This is a genomic window from Pseudoduganella sp. jia 12, assembly GCF_055502675.1.
In genome coordinates this window covers 530,883-551,454 of sequence record NZ_JBUXKP010000004.1, presented here as the reverse complement: position 1 = coordinate 551,454, position 20,572 = coordinate 530,883, and the positions used below count along the sequence as shown (strand labels likewise).

Below are 20,572 nucleotides of genomic sequence, written 5' to 3'. Positions count from 1 at the left end.
GAACGCTGCCATGCGCTCGAACGCCGCGTCGGTGTCGTTGTGGACGGACACCGCCCGGGTGCCGTCGTTCGCGGCCCTCGATGGCGACACGGCGGCCGATGTGTGCGTGGTCGGCGGCGGCATCGCCGGGCTCACGTCGGCCTACCTGCTGCTCAAGGAGGGCAAGTCCGTCGTGCTCGTCGAAGCGCTGCAGCCCGGCGCGGGCGAGACGGGCCGCACCACGGCGCACTTCTTCCCGCCGGACGAGCGCTACTTTGAAATCGCCAGGCGCTTCGGCGAAGTGCGCGCCGCCCAGCTGCGCGACAGCTACGAGCGCGCCACGGCGCTGGTGGAATCGATCGTGGCTGCCGAGCGTATCGCGTGCGATTTCCGCCGGCTCGATGGCTACCTGGTGCCGGCCGCGGCCGGCGGCGTCGACATCATCGACCGCGAATTCGCGTGCACGCAGCGCCTGGGCGTTGCCACCACGCGCCTGCCGCGCGTGCCGGGCCTTGCATGGGACACGGGCCCGGCACTGTGCTTTCACCACCAGGCGCAGTTCCACCCGGTGAAATACCTGGCGGGGCTGGTGCGCGCCATCGAACGGCTCGGCGGGCGCATCCACGGCGACACGCGGGCGCGCGACGTGAACGCCAACGACATCGAAGGCAATGACGTGGTGACGGAAAAGGGCACCGTGCGGGCATCGGCCGTGGTAGTGGCCACCAACACGCCGTTCAACAACCGCTTCGTGCTGCACACGAAGGTGGCGCCGTACCACAGCTATGTCGTCGGCCTGAAGGTGCCGCGCGGGTCGGTCGCGCCATTCCTGCTGTGGGACACGGGCGACCCGTATTACTACGTGCGGCTGGACGACCAGCGCGATGCGCCGCGGCCGTACGACATCCTCGTGGTCGGCGGACAGGACCACAAGACGGGCCAGGAAGGCGCGCCGCAGCATCGCTGGGACGCGATCGAGGCCTGGACGCGCGAGCGCTTCCCGCAGGCGCAGGAAACCATGTACCGCTGGTCCGGCGAGGTGATGGAGCCGGCCGACGGCGTGGCGTACCTGGGCCGCAACCCGGCCGACCGCGGCAACGTGTTCGTCATCACCGGCGATTCCGGCAACGGCATGACGCATTGCACGGCCGGCGCCATGCTCGTGACCGACCTGGTCGCGGGCCGCACCAACCCGTGGGTGTCGCTGTTTGATCCGGGCCGCATGCCGCTGCACGGCCTCGGCGAATTCACAAAGGAGCAGGCCAACGTGCTGGCCCAGTACACGGACTGGCTGCAGGGCGGGGAAGTGGGTTCGCCGGACCGCATCCCGCCCGGCGAAGGCGCGCTGATCCGCGATGGCCTCAAGCTGCTGGCCGTGCACCGCGCCGACGATGGCAAGCTCACGTTCCTGTCCGCCGCCTGCCCGCACATGGGGTGCGCGGTGCACTGGAACAAGGCCGAGAAGTCCTGGGATTGCCCGTGCCACGGTTCCCGTTTCGACATTGCGGGGCAGGTGCTGCACGGCCCGTCGAACGCGCCGCTGGCGCCGGCGGGACCCGATACGCAGAACAGCTGACCGGCTACCAGTCCAGCGACAGCAGGCGCTGGGCCATCCTGGGCCAGCACAGCGTGCGCACCTCGTCGCGCGTGGCCCAGCGGAACGCATCCGCTTCCGGCGTCGGTTCGCCGGTCACGTGGTGCGCAAAGAAGCTGGTGCAGGCGAGGTGGTCGAGCGTGCACAGTTCGGCGCCGGCATCCACGCGGAACAGGTGCAGCCGCTTGTCGCGGCGGTAGTCGAATTCGCCGAGATCGGTGAAGCGGCCGGGATCGATCGCCAGGCCCGCTTCCTCGAACAGTTCGCGGCGCGCCGCCTGCAGTGGGGATTCGCCGGCATCGCGCACGCCTTTCGGAATGTCCCAGTGCTTCGTACCGGTCACATGGCAGAGCAGCAGGCGACCTGCCGCATCGACGATCAGGGTGCCGCAAGACGTATCCAATCGCATTCCTTTCTTGTCGAAACACTTATTTTACTGTTGTATTTGGGCGTTGCATTGGGGATTATCCGTGGTTCCACAAGGAAACTTATCGACAGGCATTATTCCTTGCGATAAAGTAGGAGTTCGCGCGGTTCCTCGTCCCCGTACCGCCACGCGTCGCCGGCACCGAGCCGCATGACGCAAGCCGTTCCGCCGGCGTATCGACGCCCTGTTCGATTCCCGGCCGGTTACTTTTCGTCATCAACCGGGCGCCCTTGGGGCGCGTAGCTGTCCATGCTCCCAGCAAACACGATTCCGATGCTTCACGTTCCGCGCTGCCGCGGTGCGGTGCGCATGGCCGCGCTGGCCTCTGCCATCGCGTGCGCGCATCCTGCCGCCCAGGCCGAGGTCCAGTGGACGTTCGGCGGCTTCGGCACGCTCTCCGCGGTGCATTCCACGGAACGCCAGGCCAACTATACGGCCAGCCCGATCTCGCCGGGCCAGGCGGGCCTGGGCAAGGCATGGGCATTCGACGTTGACAGCCGTGTCGGCGCCCAGTTGGGCGTGCAGTTCGACAAGCGCTGGTCCGCGGTCGTGCAGGTGGTGCATGAAAAAACCGTCGACAATTCGTTCAGACCGACCCTCAACTGGGCCAACGTGAAGTTCCAGGTCACGCCCGAACTGTCGATCCGCGCCGGCCGCATCGCGCTGCCGCTGTTCCTGGCCGCCGACTATCGCAAGGCCAGCTATGCGCTGCCGTGGCTGCGCACGCCTGTCGAGCTGTACGGCCTGATGCCGATCTCGAACAGCGACGGGATCGATGCGAGCTACCGGTGGAACGCGGCGGGGTTCAAGCACGAAACGCAGGTGTCGGTAGGCGGGATGTCCGTGCAGATGAACCCCGAAGTCCGTGGCGAGACCGATAATGTCTTCGGCATCACGCACAATGCCACCTCGGGGGCCCTGACGCTGCGTGCCACGGTTGCCCGTTCGATGCTGGAAGTGCAGGGCGCCCAGGAATTCTTCGATGCGTTCCGGGCCTTCGGGCCGCCGGGTCAGGCGCTGGCGGACCGCTACGACATTACAAAGCGCAACGTTCGCGTGTTCGGCGCCGGCTTCAACTACGATCCGGGCAACTGGTTCCTGATGGGCGAGATCGCGCGCATCGATACCCGCTCGCTGCTGGGCGACCAGACCGCCGGTTACCTGTCGGGCGGCTACCGCTTCGACAATATCGCCCCGTACGCGACCTACGCACGTGTCGATGCCAACATGGCCACGGAGGTGGCGGGGTTGCCAACCGCTGGCCTGCCGCCGCAGGCGGCGGCGATGGCCGGCATGCTGAACAGCGAACTGAATTACCGCTTGCGCCGGATCGCCGCGCAGGACACCGCCAGCATCGGCGTGCGCTGGGACTTCGCACCGAATTACGCGTTCAAGATGCAGGTCGACCGGGTGCGCCCGCGGGCCGGCACCGAGGGCACGCTGATCAACGTGCAGCCCGGTTACCGCCCGGGCCGTGCGTTCGGCGTCGTCAGCGCCAGCGTCGATTTCGTCTTCTGAGCGGGGGGCGAACATGTTGAATCGAAAACTCCTCTGTGCGCTGGCAGCCGCCCTGGCCATCGGCAACGCCGGTGCCGCCGACCTGGTGGTCATCGTCTCGGCGCGCACCCCGGTCACGGCGCTGAGCGCCGAGCATGTGGCCGACATCTTCCTGTCCGAAGCCAACCGTTTCCCGGATGGCAGCGAGGCGGTCGCGGTCGACCAGCAGGCCGGCACCATCGTGCGCGACGAGTTCTACGGCAAGGTGGCGCGCCGGTCGCCGGCGCTCATGAAGGCCTACTGGACAAAATTGATCTTCACCGGCCGTGGCCAGCCGCCGCGCGAAGTGGCCGGCAACGCCGCCGTGCGCAAGCTCGTCGCCGACAACCCCGGCATGATCGGCTACATCGAGCGTTCCGCGCTCGACCCGAGCGTGCGCGCCGTCCTGATGGTGCGGTGATGGCGCCGGTTGCCCGTCCCGAATCGCGCGGCAACCGCTGGCTGCGGCTCGGCCTGGAGACCTATGTGTCGCTGCCGCTGTTCACGCTCCTGCTGCTGGGCGTGATCTGGGCCGCCACGTTCCACTTCGTCGGCAACGAGCGGGTGGCCGCGCAGGAAGCCGCGCGCGACTCGGTGATGGAACTGCTCGATACCTACGAGGCGCAGGTGGCGCGCAACCTGAACGGCATCGACCAGACGCTGAAGCTCGTCAAGTATGCCGCCGAGCGCAAGGGGCCGACCGCGGCGCTGCCGGAACTGGCGCAGGAAGGCCTGCTGCCGCCCGGCGTGGTGTTTGCCGTCAGCATCGCCGATGCGACAGGCCGCATCGTCGCCAGCAGCCCGGAGGCCCCCGCGATTACGGTGGCCGACGAGCGTTATTTCTCCATCCATCGCGGGCGCGACACCGGCCAGCCGTTCGTGGCGACGACGGCACGCGATGCCGGCCGCCGGGACTGGCACATCCATTTCTCGCGCCGCATCAACGGCCCGGACGGCCTGTTCGCGGGCGCGGTGATCCTCGAAGTCGATCCGTCCTACTTCACCATCGGCTACGAGCGTTCGCGCCAGGGCGACAAGGGCTTGCTGGCGATCGCCGGCAGCGACGGGGTGATGCGCTCGGTGCGCATCGGCGAACGCACGTCGTGGGGCCAGCCTGTCGACCTCGCGGCCTGGGAACGCCCGGCCGTGCAGCCGTGGACATCCGTGCTCGATGGCGTGCCGCGCTACACGGCCACGCGCATGCTGCGCACCTATGGGCTGGTGGTGGCCGTGGGACTCGCCGAGGAAGAACAGATGGCGTCGTTCGAAGAGCGGCGCCGCACCCATCTGTGGGAAGCGGGCGTGGCGTCGGCCGTGCTGGTCCTCGTCATCGCCCTCATCTGGGCGTGGTCGTGGCAGGGCGCGAAGGCGCGCCGCCGCATCCGCCGCGCCCAGGAAACCTATGCCGCCGCGTCGGAGGCCAACCTCGACGCCTTTTTTGTCCTGCGTGCCATCTGGGACAAGGAAACGGGCAGGGACAGGCGCATCATCGACTTCCGCATCGTCTCGGCCAATTCCCGGGCCGAGCAGATCACCGGCCGCAGCAAGGATGCGATGCGCGACAACACGCTGCTGCAATGGCTGCCCCGTGCGCGCGAGGCCGGCGTCTTCGACCGGCTGTGCGCCATCACCGTGAAGGGTGGTGTGTACCAGCAGGAGTGGCACAACGACATGCCCGAGTTCAAGGCCGAGTGGATGCACTGGCAGATCGTGGGCGTGGAAGGCGGCGTGGTCGCGATCCTGCGCGACATTACCGAAAGCAAGCGCGATGCCGCCCGCATCTTCCACATGGCGCACCATGACGCGCTGACCGGTTTGCCGAACCGCAGCCTGGTCGGCGACCGCCTCGAACAGTCGATCCTGCTGGCCGAGCGCGAATCGCAGCAGGTGATGGTGGCCTTCGTGGACCTGGACAGCTTCAAGCTCGTCAACGATACGCTGGGCCACACGGCCGGCGACGAGCTGCTCAAGACGGTGGCCGGCCGCATGGTCGACTGCGTGCGCAAGAGCGACACCGTGGGCCGCTTCGGCGGCGATGAATTCGTGCTGGTGCTGCCGCAGGCCGATGCCGGCGACGCGGACCGGGCGGTGCTGCTGGAGAAGATCCTGGCCGCCGTGGTGCGGCCGGTGATGCTGGACGGGCAGGAAGTCCAGGTCAGCTGCTCGATCGGCGCCGCCGTGTATCCGCGCGACGGGCGTGACCGCGATACGCTGATGATGAACGCGGACGCGGCGATGTACCGCGCCAAGGATCTGGGCAAGAACAACTGCCAGTTCTACGCGCACGAGATGAACGCGTCGCTGGAAGAAAAACTGGCGCTGATGGAGGGGCTGCGCCGCGCGGTCGACGACAACCAGCTGCGCTTGCTCTACCAGCCGAAGGTGGACCTGGCGAGCGGACGCGTGTTCGGCGTCGAAGCGCTGATCCGCTGGCAGCACCCGGAGCGGGGCATGGTGCGCCCGGACCTGTTCATTCCGCTGGCCGAGGAAAGCGGCATGATCGTGGCGATCGGCGAATGGGTGCTGCGCGAGGCATGCCGCCAGGCGCGCCGCTGGCAGGACGCGGGCCTGCCGCCGATCAGCATGTCGGTGAACGTGTCGCCGCGCCAGTTCGACGATCGCCAGCTCGTGGCGCGGGTGGCCGCGGCGCTGGAGGAAGCGCGCCTCGAACCGGGCTGGCTCGAGCTGGAAGTGACGGAAAGCCTGATCATGCGCGACGTGCAGCAGGCCGTCGACAAGATGCGCGAACTCGAGGCCATGGGCATCGCATTGTCGATCGACGATTTCGGCACCGGCTACTCGAGTCTGGCCGCCCTGAAGTCGTTCCCGATTTCGCGCCTGAAGATCGACAAGTCGTTCGTGCGCGACCTGGCGCACAGCGCCGATGACCAGGCGATCGCGCGTGCCATCATTTCGCTGTCGCACCAGCTGCAGATGCGGGTCATCGCGGAAGGCGTGGAAACCGAGCAGCAGCGGGCATTCCTCACGCAGTACGGCTGCGACGAGATGCAGGGCTACCTGTTCAGCAAGCCGGTGCCGGCCGACGATATCGGCGCGATGCTGACGGGCCAACCGGCGGCAGCCTAGTGTCCTGAATCCGCATCAGGACACGGACGTTCTCCTGCGCCGCTACAGCAGCGGCCCGCCCGGGCCAGCCTGCTGCGTCGCACCGCCCCCAGCCATGCAGTCGGCCACGTGCTGCGTGCGCCCGCTGCCGTCGACGACGCGGCCGGTGACGACGGTCACGCCCTGTGCCGCCATCTCGCCTTTCAGCTCGTCGGTGCAGAAGCGCCGTTGCCAGGCTGCCCGACGCGCGGCATTGGCGGCATCGTCGCGCGCCCTTGCCAGTTCCGGCTCGGCCGACCGGAACGTGACCTGGTAGCCCTGGCGCGGCCGCGCCAGCGATTCCTCGGTGCCCACGTACTGCACGCCATGCGCGCCACGGGCCAGCGCGCGGGCATGGTCGGCGATGCGGGCCGCGGCCGGGGGCGCCGTACCATCCGGCGCGGCCGGCGGCGGTACGCCGGGTCCGAACAATACCCATCCGGCCAGCCCCGCGAGCACGACGGCGGCGGCGGACGCGGTGCCGGCAAGCCAGCGGTTCATGGAGTCTCCTTGCGAGGATGTGGATTGCCCGCATTGTAGCCGGCGGGAGTGATGGCAAATACGCGCACGATACGAAAGGGTGGTGCGATAATATTGCATCTTGGTAAAATATGGTCATCGCCAGAGCGGTCGTTTAACTATAAGAAAGATAGCGAACGATGAACTATCAGCAGCATCACTTTCCCGAGCCGCATCCCCTTCCGCGCAGCGTGTCCCGGCGGATCGCGGCGGCGCGGCCGCTGGCGACCACCGCCATGCACGAGCGCGTCGACCTGCTGAAGCTGCGCGGCGAGGAGGTGATCGATTTCTCGATCGCGATCTCGCACTTTCCCGCACCCTCGTCGGTGCGCGCCGCGGTGCGCGCCGCGCTCGACGAACCCCTGCTGCCCTATACCGCCGTCGGCGGCCTGCCGGCGCTGCGCGACAGGCTGGCCGCCAAGCTGCGCGATGAAAACGGCATCGATGCGCTCGCGCGGCATGTCATCGTCACCAATGGCGCCAAGCAGGCGCTGTACCAGGCACTGTACGTGATGACCGATCCGGGCGACACGGTGATCGTGCTGCGCCCGCACTGGCCGGCCTACGTGGCGACGGCCCAGCTGCTGGGCCTGCACATCGTGCTGGCGGACCAGCCCGACACGGTCGATGCGGCCTTCCTCGACGCATTGCCGCCGGCGAAGGTGCTGATGCTCAACAACCCGCACAACCCCACGGGCAAGGTGTACACGCCGGCGGAACTGGCCGCCATCCGTGCCTGGCTGCGCGCGCGGGGCAGCGCCTGCATCGTCGACGAGAGCTACGAAAAGCTCGTCTTCGACGGCGCGCACCACAGCCTGGGTGCCTGCCCGGACTGGGAAGCGCTGGGCATCACGACGATTTTTTCCGCCTCGCAGAACTACGCGATGATGGGCTGGCGCGCCGGCTTCGCGTGCGCGCCGGCCGTGTGGATCAAGGCGATGGAGGCGCTGCAGGGGCCGATCACGGCGGCCGTGCCGGCGCTGACCCAGGCGGCTGCCGGGGCGGCGTTCGCGATCGGCGCGGTGCCCGAACTGCTGGCCGACTACCGTGCGCGGCGCGACCTGGTGGTGGGGCTGTTCGCACCGGTGCCGTGGATCGCCATGGCGGCGCCGGCATCCGGCCCCTACCTGTGGGGCGACGTGTCCGCGCTGACGGTGGACACGGTCGCCTTTGCCGAAACGCTGATCGACGAATACCGCGTGGCGGTCATGCCGGGCGAGGCGCTCGGCTGCCCCGGCTTCATCCGCATCGGCTACATCGCCGACGATGAGGCCACGTTGCGGCGCGGCGTGGCCGCCATCATCGCGCTGGGCGACCGGTGGGCGGCCGCCGGCACCGCGCGCTGAGGGCCGCTTCGTGCCGCGCCTGAACAGCCTGCGTGCCCGCCTGATCCTGCTCGTTGCGCTGGCGATCACGCCGATGGCGGCCATGACGGTGCTGACCGGCCTGCGCGAGCGCGAGCACGCGATCGACGTGGCGCGCGAGAACCTGCAGCGGGTGGCCAACCTGGCGGCGGCCAACGAGGCGCAGTCGCTGGAAGGCGCGCGGCAGATCCTGCGCGACCTGTCCAGCATTCCCGACCTGCTGGACAACCAGGACGACTGCAGCGTGCTGCTGTCGGACATCCTGTCGAAGAACACCGATTACGTGAATTTCGGGCTGATCCAGATGAACGGCGACGTCACGTGCAGTGCGGTATCGTCGGTCGGGCTGGTCAACCTGAGCGACCGGCTGCATTTCCGCCGCGCGGTGGCGGAGCGCCGCTTCATCGCCAGCAACTATGTGTTCGGCCGCGTGATCGGCAAGCACACGATCAACCTGACCTTCCCGGTCATCAAGAACGGCACCGTCAGGGCGGTGCTGTTCGCCGCCATGGACCTGGCCGAGCTGGACAAGTTCGTGGCCGACGTGCACCTGTCGCCCGGCTCGGCGATGTGGACGCTCGACGCGCAGGGTACGATCATCTCGCGCCGCCCGGATCCGACGGGCTGGTTCGGCAAGCCGGTCGCGCCGCACCTGCGGCAGGCGCTGGCGACGCGGCCAGGCGTGCCGGTGCTGCTCACCGATGCCGACGGCGTGGAGCGGCTGTACGCGTTCGCGCGCGTCGGCAAGCCCGATATTTCGGACTACACGGTCATCATCGGCATCCCGTACACGGAGATCGTGGCCGCCGCCACGCGCGACCAGATGATCGCCATCGTGGGCCTCGCCGCGACCGTCACGCTGGCGCTGCTGGCGGCATGGTTTGGCGGCGACATCCTCATCGTGCGCCGCGTGCAGGCCCTGGCGCGCACCGCCAACCGCATCGCCACCGGTTCGCTCGACACCCGCACCGGCCTGCGCTACGAGGACGAGGAAATCGGCGCGCTGGCCCGTTCGCTCGACGAGATGGCGCAGGCATTGCAGAAGAAGGAGCTGGAGCGCGACGCCGCGGCCGCCTCGCTGCAGGCGGCCGATCGCCGCAAGGACGAGTTCCTGGCCATGCTGGCGCACGAACTGCGCAATCCGCTGGCGCCGATCAGCTCGGGTGCCCAGGTGCTGAAGATGGCGCATGCCGACAATCCGGCCATCGCGCGCACGGCGGAAATCATCGCGCGCCAGGTCGAGCACATGACGCGGCTGATCGACGACCTGCTGGACGTGTCGCGCGTCACGCGCGGGCTCGTCAAGCTGAACCGGCAGCCGCTGGACCTGCGCGCCGTGGTGGAAGACGCGGTGGAACAGGCCTACCCGCTGTTCAAGTCGAAGCGCCAGCAACTGGAACTGGATATCCCGCACACCCCGATGGGCGTCAACGCCGACCACAAGCGCATGGTGCAGGTGGCGGCGAACCTGCTCAACAACGCCGCCAAGTACACGCCGGAATATGGCCACATCCGCGTGCAGCTGACGCGCGACGGCGAACGTGTGCGGCTGGTGGTGGCGGACGACGGCATCGGCATGACGCCGGAGCTGGTGGCGCGCGTGTTCGAGCTGTTCACGCAGGCCGAGCGCACGTCCGACCGCTCGCAGGGCGGACTGGGCCTGGGTCTGGCCCTGGCGCGCACCCTGGTGACGCTGCATGGCGGCACGGTGCATGCCGACAGCGCGGGCCTGGACCAGGGCAGCGCGTTCACCGTCGAACTGCCGTATGCGGAGCCGCCGTCCCAACCGGGGGCCGCCGGCACCGTCCATGCCGCCGGCGCCAGGCAGGCCCGGCCGGACAGGCTGCGCTGCCTGGTGGTGGACGACAACGCCGATGCGGCGCAGACACTGGCGCTGTTCCTCGAGGCCGCCGGCCACGTCGTGCACGTGGCATTCCGCGCCGCCGAGGCGCTGGAGCTGGCGCGCCTCCATGCGCCACAGCTGTGCTTCCTCGACATCGGCCTGCCCGACACGGACGGCAACCAGCTCGCCCGGCAATTGCGCGCGTTGCCGCAAACGGCCCATGCGCGGCTGGTCGCCGTCACTGGCTATGGGCGCAAGGAAGACCAGGAAAAATCGATCGCCGCCGGCTTCGACCAGTATTTCGTCAAGCCGATGGATACGGCCAAGCTGGTGCAGCTGCTCGTGGCCATGAAACCGGACGGGGTACACTGAAGCGGGCACATCGCAGCGAATGCATCGAAGCGAATGCATCGAAGCGTGCGCGCGCGCGCCGGAGCGCGCGCTAGACTGAGTGCCATGAAACGCTATCGCAATCTCGAAGGCCATTCCGGCGTGGTGGCCTACGACATCCAGCCAGAGGCGATCGCCGTGAAGTTTTCCGGCGGCGACACGTACGACTACACGTACCGCGCAACCGGCCGGGCCCGCGTGGAAACGATGAAGGCGCTGGCCGAGGCGGGCAGGGGGTTGTCCACGTTCATCTCGCGCTACGTGCGCGACGATTACGAGCAGAAGCACGAAGGCAGGCATTAGGCCGGTCCGGGCAGCCGGGCCGCTGCACCGCTATAATGGCGCAGCCGTTTGCCCGCATACCATGAGACTGACCACCTTCACCGACTATACGCTGCGTTCCCTGATGTATCTGGGCATGCACCGCGACCGCCTGGTCACGATCCAGGATATCGCGGACCTGCACGGCATCTCGAAAAACCATCTCACCAAGGTGATCCACCAGCTCGGCATGTCGGGCCTGGTCGAGACGGTGCGCGGTCGCAACGGCGGCCTGCGCCTGCGCTGCGAACCCGGCGACATCAATATCGGCGCCGTGGTGCGCGCCAGCGAGTCGGACTTCCACATGGCCGAATGCTTCGATCCGGCCAGCGCCGGCTGCGCGTTCGCCGGCGCCTGCGCTCTGCAGGGCAAGCTGGCGCAGGCCACCGAAGCGTTCCTGGCCGTGCTCGACGGCGTCACGCTGGCCGACCTGCTGCCCGGCGCGCGCAAGCAGGAGCACGCGATCCTGCTGCACATGCCGGAGCGCCGGCCAGCCTCCTGACAGAACAACGTTGTTTTTCCCTGGGTGGGACATTTTGTCCAATTCCTCGGCACGAATTAAAGATGCAAACTGAATGCATCTTTAAACGAACACCGAAGCCAAAAGGAGAACACCATGCTTTCCACCGAACACCGCGCCATCGTTTCCGCCACCGTGCCGATCCTCGAACAGGGCGGCGAGGCGCTGACGCGCCACTTCTACCCGATCCTGTTCCGCGACTACCCGCAGGTGAAGCCCTATTTCAACCAGACCCACCAGGCCGATGGCGCCCAGCCGCGCGCCCTGGCAAATGCCGTGCTGATGTACGCGAAGAATATCGACCGGCTGGAGGCGCTGGGGCCGCTCGTGGGCCAGATCGTCGCCAAGCATGTGGCGCTGAACATCCTGCCGGAGCATTACCCGATGGTGGGTGCCAGCCTGCTGCAGGCGATCCGCGAGGTGCTTGGGGCCGAGGTGGCCACCGATGCCGTGATCGAAGCGTGGGGCGCGGCCTATGGCCAGCTGGCCACTATCCTGATCGGCGTCGAAGGCAAGGCCTACGAGGCGCTGAAGGCGGCACCGGGCGGCTGGAACGGCCTGCGCCGCTTCGTCGTTGCCGCGAAGCGCCGTGAAAACGACGAGATCACCACGTTCGTGTTCCGCCCCGAGGACGGCGCGGCGGTGGCGGACTTCCAGCCGGGCCAGTACATCGGCGTGCGCGCCATCGCCAACGGCCAGGACCAGCGCCGCAATTATTCGCTGTCGGCCGCGCCGAACGGCAAGACCTACCAGATCAGCGTGAAGCGCGAGGCGGGCGGAGCGATGTCGAACCACCTGCACGACGCGGTGGGCGAAGGCGACGTCGTCGAGCTGCTGCCGCCATCGGGCGTGTTCACGCTGGCGCCGCACGACAGCCGGCCGATCGTGTTCATCACCGGCGGTGTCGGCATCACGCCGACACTGGCGATGCTGCCGGCCGCGCTGGCGAGCGGGCGCGACGTGCACTTCATCCATGCCGCGCGCCACGGCGGCGTGCATGCGTTCCGCGCCCATGTCGACGAGCTGGCCGCGCGCCATCCGCAGCTGCGCCGCCATTATGTGTATGCCGAGGATCGGCACCTGGCGGCGGACGCCGCATCGCGGCACCCGGCGCCGGATGCGGTGGGCCTGCTGGACAGCGAAAAACTGGCGGCGTGGCTGCCGGCATCGCGCGACGTGGATGCGTATTTCCTGGGACCCCAGCCGTTCATGAAGGCGGTGAAGCGCTCGCTGCGCGAACTGGGGGTGCCGGAAAGCCAGACCCGCTACGAGTTCTTCGGCCCGGCCGCCGCGCTGGAATGACAGGCAGGACCGCGGCAACCACCGCGGGACGTCATGTCAGACGAGGAGGGCCGCGGTCATGGACGTGGCATCCTTCTCCGCCTCATCGAGGAAGCGCGCTGCCATTTCCTCGTCGATGAACAGGTCGACGACGGACTCGGCTTGCGGGGTTTCCTCGCGCGGCAGCGCCAGCGGCGAATCCACCGGGGAAAAGTGGTTCGCCAGCAGCAGCGTGTCGAGCAGGCTTTCCGGCGGCACGCCGAGGAAACCGTCGCGCAGGCCTTCGATCGCGGTCGCCACTTCTTCGGGGATCACGAGCTTGTTCATCACTTCGCGCGTGATGATTTCCTCGCTGGCGGGCTGCCAGTTATCCGGATCGGGATCGAGCAGGCCGGGGAATTCGTCGGCCCGCGACAGCAGGTAGAAGCCGCCCACCTCATGCACGATACCGGCGAACAGCGCGGTATCGCCATTCACCTCGGTCACCTCGCGCGCGATGATGCGCGCCAGGCACGCCACGTAGACGCAGTGCTGCCACAGCTGCTCGGCCTTGGCGCGCACGACCGGGTCGACGATCCTGCTGCCGAACTGGCGCACCACCATCGCGGCGGCCAGCGCATACAGGTTGTGGTATCCGACGCGTGTAATGGCGGCACGCACATTGGTGACGGAATTGCCGCTGCGGTTGAACATGGCCGAGTTGGCAAGCGCGACGGTACGCGCCGCCAGTTGCGGCTCGGCCAGTACGAGGCGAATGGCCTCGTCGATCGGCGTATCCGGATTTTCCAGCGCCAATTGCACGCGCAAGGCCGCGTTGACGCTGGTGGGAAAGACCAGGTCTCCCCGGATTGCCAGCGCGGCGATATGCCCGAAGGCTTCCAGTTTGTTCATGGCCGGATTATACGCACGCCCTACTGCCTGCACAATTGAGGACAGGCTTGCAATCCTCCGGGGAGGACGGGCTTCAGGCGCCGGCCAGCTGGGGCTGCCGGACTTGGCCGGTGCGCTGGTAGCGTTCCACCGACAGGTCGTCGGCCCGGATGGCCGGGCGCCGTGCCGACATGATGTCGGCCAGCAGTTGTGCCGAGCCGCATGACATCGTCCAGCCCAGCGTGCCGTGGCCCGTGTTTACGAACAGGTTCGGCAACGGGGTACGGCCCACGACCGGCGTGCCGTCCGGCGTCATCGGCCGCAGGCCCGTCCAGAACGACGCCTGGGCGGTGTCGCCGGCGCCGGGGAACAGGTCGTTGACCACCATTTCCAGCGTGGCGCGGCGGCGCGGGTTCAGGCGCTTGTCGTAACCCGCGATCTCGGCCATGCCGCCGACGCGGATGCGGTCGTCGAAACGGGTCACCGCGATCTTGTAGGTCTCGTCGAGGATCGTCGAGGCGGGGGCGCGCGCCGCATCCACGATCGGCACCGTGATCGAATACCCTTTCAGCGGGTAGACGGGAATGTCGAGGATGCCGCGCAGCAGCGGCGTGGAATACGCGCCCAGCGCCACCACGTACGAATCGGCCGTGACCGTTTCGCCGCCGCAGCGCACGCCGCGAATGGCGCCGCCTTCCACGTCGAGGGCGTCGATGGCCACGCCGTAGCGGAACTGCACGCCGAGCTCGACGGCCAGCGCGGCCAGCCGCGTGGTGAACAGCTGGCAATCGCCCGTTTCATCGTTGGGCAGCCGCAGGCCACCCACGAGCCGGCCGCTGGCGATGCCCGGCTCGGCCGACAGAAGTTCGCGCGCGTCCAGCAGTTCATACGGTACGCCGGTTTCCTCCAGCACGTCGATATCCTTGGCCGCGTCGTCCATCTGCTTTTGCGTGCGGAACAACTGTGTCGTGCCTTGCTGGCGGCCTTCGTAGGCGATCCCCGTCGATGCGCGCAGGGCCTTGAAGCAATCGCGGCTGTACTCGGCCAGCCGCACCATGCGTTCCTTGTTCACCGCATAGCTGTCGGCATTGCAATTCTTCAGCATCTGCCACATCCACTGCAGCTGGAACAGCGTGCCATCCGGCGCGATCGACAGCGGCGCATGGCGTTGCACCATCCATTTCAGTGCCTTCAGCGGTATGCCGGGAGCGGCCCAGGGCGAGGCGTAGCCGGGCGAAATCTGGCCCGCGTTGGCAAAACTCGTTTCCAGGGCCGGGCCGGGCTGGCGGTCCAGCACGGTTACCGAATGCCCTGCACGGGCCAGGTAATACGCCGTAGTGACACCGATGACGCCGCTACCGAGAATGACTACGCGCATATGATTGCCTCGAATATAAGAATAGGTATGGTTGATTGCCTGGGTAATTCGCCTATGGTAAGTTTTGTTTGGTAGTGGTTGTTACTATATATCGGCGATAAAACAGGAAAAAATAATGCGTACTCAAATTCAGTCGGTTCGCGCACTCGACAAGCTCGACCGCAAGATCCTGCGCATCCTCCAGGAGGACGGGCGGATCTCGATGAAGGACTTGTCCGAGCAGGTCGGCCTGTCGGTCACGCCGGCAATCGAACGCGTCAAGCGCATGGAGCGCGATGGCGTCATCACCGGCTACCACGCCCGGCTCAACCCCGCGGCCATCGGCGCCACCCTGCTCGTATTTGTGGAAATCACGCTGAACCAGAAATCGGCCAGCCATTTCGAGCAGTTCCGGCGTGAAGTGCTGCGCATTCCGGAAGTGCAGGAATGCCACCTGGTATCCGGCGACTTCGATTACCTCATCAAGGCGCGCATCCATCAGATGGCCGAGTACCGAAAATTGCTGGGCGACATGCTGTTGAACTTGCCCGGTGCGGCCCAATCGAAGAGTTACGTGGTGATGGAGGAGATCAAGGAGACGCTGACCCTGTCGACAGAAGTTGCCTGACGGCCAAAAAAATACCCATAAGGAAATTCTTTGGCAAGCGCTGGCGGCAGGCAGCACCTGATCAGACGTAGCATTTGATCCCTTATTGTTTCCATGAGGCATTTCCGCAACAACGTGGCTCGGACCATCTGCTAGAATCCGCTAAAGATTCTTTTGGGAAATTGACGATGATCACGGAAAACTTTACTTTTGCGGTAAACGGTACACTGACCTTCGGTCGGCCACTGCTTCCGGGTGACCTTCTCTTTACCGAGGATGCTTACATAGCAACATGGCTCGGCGCCGACGTGGCTGCCGCCAATGCGTTTGGCACTTATTCCGCCAGGCATGCCTATGCCAGCAAGGTGATCACCGTGCCGGCGGATGGCCGCTACGATTTCACGATCGACAGCGCAACCGGCTTCAGCTATTCCGACGACCCGCGCGAAGCCGACACGCAGCTCTGGTTGTACGAAGGCAGCTTCGATCCCGCCTACCCGCTGGCGAACCTCGTTGCGGCGAACGACGACATCGACTCGTTCACTGACGACGGCGGCGTCGGTAACCTGCTGTCGAAGCTCAGCGGCGTGACGTTGCATGCCGGCATGCAATATGTGCTTGTCGTCGCCAGCCGCGAGGCCGGGCTGACGGGCACTGCCAATGTGTCCTTCGCGGAAGCCGTGATCGACATGCCGGGAATGGGTGCGACCAGCCCTGAACCTGAACCGGCTCCCGAATTGCCTCCGGTGCCCGCACCTACGCCGGCTCCCGCACCCGCGCCGGCACCCGCACCAGCCCCAGCACCAGCCCCAGCACCAGCCCCAGCACCAGCACCAGCCCCGGTACCTGCACCTGCACCTGCACCTACGCCTACGCCGACCGGCGGCCCCACGCTGGGCGCGGTGTTCGCCGGAACCAAGGGGAGCGACGTTTTGACTGGTGGGACCGGCAACGATGTGTTCACACCAGGCGGTGGCCACGACACGATTGCCGGCGGCGCCGGTTACGACACGGTGCAGTTGTCCGGCCACGCAGCCGACTACACGATGAAAGTCGTCAATGGCACGCTACTGGTGTCCGGAGCTGGCGGCAACAGCTATGCGCTGCACGACATCGAATCGTTCGAATTCCTCGGTGGCAGGGGCAATTCTGCTGCCGACAGCGCCGCGCTCCTGTACCAGAGCATTCTGGGACGCGACGGCAACGTGTTCGAAATCGATTTCTGGGCCGGCGTCATCGCCGGCGGCATGTCGGTGCACGATGTAGCCGAACAATTCATCAGCTCGCCGGAAGCTGCAGGGATCTACCGCACGAGCGGGTCGGCCGGTTTCGTCACGGCACTGTATGAAAGCATACTCAGCCGTGCGCCCTCCGCCGATGAAGTCGATCATTGGGTCGGCAAGATCGCAACTGGAGCCGATCGGACCGAGATTGCCCTTGGCTTCATCAACTCCGCTGAAAACATGGCGCGGCCCGCGACGCTGGAACTGGGCGGCAGCGATATCGGCGTGCTGCTGCGGCTGTACTACACGATGTTCGACCGCGCGCCCGATGAAGCGGGCTTGAACCATTGGCTTGGCAACCGTGCCGCGGGCATGTCGATGACGAGCATCGCCAACCAGTTCGCCCACGCGGACGAGGCGGGCAACCTGACTGACAGCGCATTCATCGACCATGTCTATACTACCGGCCTGCACCGCGATCCGACGGCGGTCGAGAAGGCGCAGCTGCTCGACCTGTTCGACCTCGGTCTCGACCGTGGTCAGGTCCTGTTGCAGGTGTCCGAATCGCCGGACGCCGTCGCCCTGGTGGGCGTCGTCGGCAGTACGATCCCGCTGGCCTGACCGGCGCCGGGGCAGTGAGTTGACTGGCCACGGCGTGGCGGTAAAAGCGGTGGATTTTCGTGTCAGGCCAGGCATTGACGATGACGCATGGGGCGGAAATGGGCGCTTCCGCCCCCCGATCGGTTGCAAGTGAGCCACTAGAACCAGAAATCCGGCATCAGCGCCACGTGCACGTGATGATGGTGATTGGGCAAGGGGTAATAGATCGCATTGTTCCAGGCACCGGTGCCCAGGTCGTGGGCCACGCCGTTGACCGTCACCCGGCCCGTCGTGAGCAGCTTGTAGCCCCAGTCCATGCCGCCGATCCCGGCCGCGTCCGGGCCGCCCAGGATGTAGCCGACTTGCCTGGCATTCGCCGCGTACAGCTTGTCGATGCCGCTGCGGCTGGCCCGGATCCAGGCCTGCAACTGGGCGGCGGCGGCCTTGCCCCTGGCGACCTGCTCCGGATCCGTGCCGCGCAGCAGGGGCAGGTCGAGGATGCGCGCAACCAGCTCGCGGTAGTTCGACGTGCCGCTCTGCGGATCGGCTCCCGGGAAGGTATGGAAGTGGTACATGTCGAATTCGTTGCCGCTGCCGTGCGAGGCGTGGCCAAGGTCGGTGCCATGCTCGCCGGAGAAATCGTTGATCGCGGTGACGGCGTCGGCATGCTCGACCAGCCAGTCGTGCGTGGAACCTGAAACCCAATCGTCGCCGCCCGCTTCGCGCATGCCGTAGCGCGGCAGGCCGGCCGGTGCGCGCCAGAGCGGCCACTTGCCCGGCACCAGGCTGGTCGCCCTGGTCTCGGTGCCATCGGGCGCCCGCGCCGTGACCGTGACCTGGTAGTGCATGACCATGCGGGCGTCCAGTGCGCGCAGGTCGTGCCCGTGCGGCGCCGTGAACGTGACATGCGTATCGATCACCCCGCCATCGACGACCACGTCCGGGCCCGGGGGCGCATCCAGCACCGTGAGCAACCCATAGTTGAGCTCGTATTCGGGCATGTACTGGTTTGCCAGATCTACCTTGACGTTCGTGATTTCCATGTCGGCGCTCATGCGCACGGCGAGCCGTACGCGGCGCTGGATCAGGTTCGCCTCGCCCGGCTCGGGCATGCTGATGTGGCGCCGCCCATGGGCGATATGGAAGTCGTCGCCGATCGTCGCCGATTCGATGATCAGCGGGGTACCCGTGCCCAGCGTGGCTTCGATGCGCTGCATCTTCGTCGACCCGCCGAACAGATTGGCGTACAGCGTCAGCTCGAGGGGACCGTCGGCGGCCAGTTCCGCCACATCCAGCTGGCGGTCGACCAGCATGCTCATGTAGGGCGCATTGGCATAGTCGTCGTGGTGGCTGGCATAGCGGTGGGCGGCCCCGTACAGCGGCGTGCCGGCCGGGCCGGCAACGACGCGGACATCCCTGACGGCATCCATGTCGCCGCCTGCCACCGAGGACATGTAGGACAGCGTCACGTGCCGGGTGCCGCGCGGCACGATGAGGGTGGAACTCTTCAGGCCATCGCTGCCCCAGTCGCGCATGATACTGACGTGCGCCACCGTGGCTTCCGGATCGGGCAGGGAGCGCTGCAGCTCCGCGCCGCCCTGGAGCGGCAGCTCGAACGTGCCTGGCCGGCCCGCAGCGATGACATTGGCGGCGGTAAAGTGCCGGCCATCGCGCACCGCGTGCGCCGACAGCGAGAGACCCTGCCGCGGCATGGCGGGCAGCGTGAATTTGCCGCCGGCATCCGTCACGGCCGTGAACATGGCAACCGTCTTGCCGTTCCAGGTGCTGGCGGCGGTCACGGTAATGCCCGCCAGGTCCATGTCCGGATCCGCGGCGGGCGGTACCAGCATGCCAGTCGGCGCGACCGATGCCAGGAACATGTCCACCGAGCCGCGGTACACGTGGCCCTGGGCGTCCGTCCCCGTCACCACCACCATGGCGTTGCCGCGCGACGCCTGGTCCTGCACGGCGGCGGTGTCGCGGCATTGCACGGTGCCGTCGGCATCGAGGGAGAACTTGTTCGTGATGTTCCGGTATGCGTCGTCGCGCTGGAGGTCGCGCAGTTCGACGCTGGCCAGGTGGGCGAGGCGCACCGTGGCGCCATCCGGCGCGACGAAGCGGCCGGTCAGCGTGCGCAGCCCCGCGGGCAGCAGCGACTGCATCACGGCGTCGAAGCGCAGCGTGGCGTCGGCGTAGACCTGGCCGTCATCGGCCAGCACGATGTCGGTGCTGTTCGTCATGCCCGCCGCCAGCGCAAGGCGGGCGATACCGGTACCGGTGGGCGCCAGGCGTGCCGAGACGGCTTGCAGGCTGGCCGGAACGAGTACCGTGGCCCGGCCGTCGGCGTCCGTCCGCGCGCGCACCGCGCCGTCGACCACGATGGCGACGCCGGCACCGGCCGGTGTCCCGCGCGGGCTGTCGGCCATTCCCGAATACCGGTGCACGGCGACTTCCAGCGGCACGCTCGTGTCAGGCGCGAGGAGCGTGCCGGTCGCCCGTGCTTCGAACGTGAACTGCCGGCGCTGCAGGTTGACGAACCTGACCGGAACGGCGACCTGCGCGCCCGGTTGCAGCACGCCCAGCGGCAATGGGACCGCGATACCGGCATTGCCGGAATGATCGAGCGACGTGGGATAGGCCACCGCCACGCCGGGCGTCATGTTGCGGGCGATCCGCAGCGTGAACGGTGCCCCGATCGGTATTGCGGAGGTATTGGTGACGGTCACCACGCTGTCCGACACGTTGGTGGCGCCAAGTACCGGGGTGTCGACGGCAATGGCGACATGTGCCGCCAGGTCCGGCGCGGCGTGCGCGGCGCCGCATGCCGCGGCAAGCAGCAAGGCAAGGCATCCGCGCACGGCGGCCGTGCACCAACGTCCGAGGGTGCGCGAAGCGGCGCTGGGAACAATGCGCAAGGCAGCGGCAGCCACGCCGGGGGGCGCGGGGTTGCGCGCACGGCGGGGGCCGGCGGCGAAGCAAGCGGCGAGCGATCTGGTCATTCTTTTTCTCCATGGGTGAGACAGTCCTGAACAAGGC

The 20,572-nt window shown here is 67.3% G+C and carries 16 protein-coding genes; 11 read left to right on the top strand and 5 right to left on the bottom strand.

From position 1 onward, the window contains the following. Positions 1-10 precede the first annotated feature (10 nt). Entirely contained in the window at positions 11-1,555 is a 1,545-nt protein-coding gene (locus ACY65G_RS11695) for an FAD-dependent oxidoreductase (RefSeq protein ID WP_464997518.1), read from the top strand. A gap of 4 nt (positions 1,556-1,559) precedes the next feature. Here the strand turns inward: ACY65G_RS11695 and ACY65G_RS11690 are convergent, their stop codons facing one another. Next, on the bottom strand, positions 1,560-1,982 hold the full coding sequence (locus ACY65G_RS11690) for an NUDIX hydrolase (protein ID WP_464997517.1): 423 nt from the start codon (positions 1,980-1,982) through the stop codon (positions 1,560-1,562). A 291-nt stretch (positions 1,983-2,273) separates the two neighbouring features. On the opposite strand from ACY65G_RS11690, the gene ACY65G_RS11685 reads away from it, so the two are divergent. Genes ACY65G_RS11685 through ACY65G_RS11675 form a run of 3 tightly spaced genes read left to right on the top strand, consistent with a single transcriptional unit; the run spans position 2,274 to position 6,623 of the window. Continuing rightward, positions 2,274-3,518, top strand: coding sequence for a hypothetical protein (locus ACY65G_RS11685; RefSeq protein WP_464997516.1), 1,245 nt, complete (start codon positions 2,274-2,276; stop codon positions 3,516-3,518). A 13-nt stretch (positions 3,519-3,531) separates the two neighbouring features. After that, positions 3,532-3,957, top strand: a complete 426-nt coding sequence (locus ACY65G_RS11680) for a phosphate ABC transporter substrate-binding protein (protein ID WP_464997515.1) — start codon at positions 3,532-3,534, stop codon at positions 3,955-3,957. After that, positions 3,957-6,623, top strand: a complete 2,667-nt coding sequence (locus tag ACY65G_RS11675) for a bifunctional diguanylate cyclase/phosphodiesterase (protein WP_464997514.1) — start codon at positions 3,957-3,959, stop codon at positions 6,621-6,623. The genes ACY65G_RS11680 and ACY65G_RS11675 overlap by 1 nt, the downstream gene beginning before the upstream one ends. Before the next feature lie 42 nt (positions 6,624-6,665). Here ACY65G_RS11675 and ACY65G_RS11670 read toward each other — a convergent pair whose 3' ends face one another. Next, positions 6,666-7,142, bottom strand: coding sequence for a hypothetical protein (locus tag ACY65G_RS11670; RefSeq protein ID WP_464997513.1), 477 nt, complete (start codon positions 7,140-7,142; stop codon positions 6,666-6,668). 158 nt (positions 7,143-7,300) lie between these two features. On the opposite strand from ACY65G_RS11670, the gene ACY65G_RS11665 reads away from it, so the two are divergent. The 5 genes from ACY65G_RS11665 to hmpA all read left to right on the top strand — a co-directional run bounded on the left by ACY65G_RS11665 (position 7,301) and on the right by hmpA (position 12,900). After that, the gene (locus ACY65G_RS11665) at positions 7,301-8,506 is read left to right on the top strand and encodes a pyridoxal phosphate-dependent aminotransferase (RefSeq protein WP_464997512.1); all 1,206 of its coding nucleotides are present in this window, start codon (positions 7,301-7,303) and stop codon (positions 8,504-8,506) included. A gap of 10 nt (positions 8,507-8,516) precedes the next feature. After that, positions 8,517-10,739, top strand: a complete 2,223-nt coding sequence (locus tag ACY65G_RS11660) for a hybrid sensor histidine kinase/response regulator (protein ID WP_464997511.1) — start codon at positions 8,517-8,519, stop codon at positions 10,737-10,739. Positions 10,740-10,823: 84 nt separating this feature from the next. Further along, positions 10,824-11,060, top strand: a complete 237-nt coding sequence (locus tag ACY65G_RS11655; protein ID WP_464997510.1) for a hypothetical protein — start codon at positions 10,824-10,826, stop codon at positions 11,058-11,060. 61 nt (positions 11,061-11,121) lie between these two features. Further along, a complete protein-coding gene (locus ACY65G_RS11650) occupies positions 11,122-11,580 on the top strand; it encodes an RrF2 family transcriptional regulator (RefSeq protein WP_464997509.1) in 459 nt (152 codons plus the stop codon). 114 nt (positions 11,581-11,694) lie between these two features. Beyond that, complete coding sequence (gene hmpA / locus ACY65G_RS11645) at positions 11,695-12,900, top strand: NO-inducible flavohemoprotein (protein WP_464997508.1); 1,206 nt, start codon at positions 11,695-11,697, stop codon at positions 12,898-12,900. A 36-nt stretch (positions 12,901-12,936) separates the two neighbouring features. Here hmpA and ACY65G_RS11640 read toward each other — a convergent pair whose 3' ends face one another. Further along, positions 12,937-13,770, bottom strand: coding sequence for an HDOD domain-containing protein (locus ACY65G_RS11640; protein ID WP_464997507.1), 834 nt, complete (start codon positions 13,768-13,770; stop codon positions 12,937-12,939). A 73-nt stretch (positions 13,771-13,843) separates the two neighbouring features. Then, positions 13,844-15,142 (bottom strand): D-amino acid dehydrogenase, encoded by a 1,299-nt coding sequence (locus tag ACY65G_RS11635; RefSeq protein WP_464997607.1) that lies wholly within the window; start codon positions 15,140-15,142, stop codon positions 13,844-13,846. A 100-nt stretch (positions 15,143-15,242) separates the two neighbouring features. Between ACY65G_RS11635 and ACY65G_RS11630 the strand changes: the two genes are divergently transcribed. Together ACY65G_RS11630 and ACY65G_RS11625 are read left to right on the top strand one after the other, a co-directional pair. Beyond that, positions 15,243-15,734 (top strand): Lrp/AsnC ligand binding domain-containing protein, encoded by a 492-nt coding sequence (locus ACY65G_RS11630; protein ID WP_464997506.1) that lies wholly within the window; start codon positions 15,243-15,245, stop codon positions 15,732-15,734. A 167-nt stretch (positions 15,735-15,901) separates the two neighbouring features. Continuing rightward, complete coding sequence (locus ACY65G_RS11625) at positions 15,902-17,557, top strand: DUF4214 domain-containing protein (protein WP_464997505.1); 1,656 nt, start codon at positions 15,902-15,904, stop codon at positions 17,555-17,557. Positions 17,558-17,694: 137 nt separating this feature from the next. Here the strand turns inward: ACY65G_RS11625 and ACY65G_RS11620 are convergent, their stop codons facing one another. After that, entirely contained in the window at positions 17,695-20,535 is a 2,841-nt protein-coding gene (locus ACY65G_RS11620; protein ID WP_464997504.1) for a hypothetical protein, read from the bottom strand. Positions 20,536-20,572: the final 37 nt, after the last annotated feature.